At 62.6% G+C, this 203-nt stretch carries 1 protein-coding gene; it reads left to right on the forward strand.

The genetic code is table 11. The features are described 5' to 3' along the window. On the forward strand, positions 1 to 203 hold a 203-nt coding region (locus C664_RS20140; protein ID WP_004297034.1), incomplete at both ends, for an ISL3 family transposase.

A 203-nucleotide genomic window follows, 5' to 3' on the forward strand; every position in this document is an offset into this window, starting at 1 on the left:
GCGCAGGGCGTGCGTCGGTTGGTGATGGACGAGTTCGCGCTGCACAAGGGGCACCGCTACGCGACGGTGATCATGGATGCCGAACGTATGCGCGTGTTGTGGGTCGGCGAAGGCAACAGCCGTGAGGCGATCCGGCCCTTCTTCGAATTGCTGGGCAAAGAGGGCTGTCAGCACATCGAGGCGGTCGCAATGGACATGAACAC

Source organism: Thauera sp. 63 (assembly GCF_000310165.2).
GTDB classification, from domain to species: domain Bacteria; phylum Pseudomonadota; class Gammaproteobacteria; order Burkholderiales; family Rhodocyclaceae; genus Thauera; species Thauera humireducens.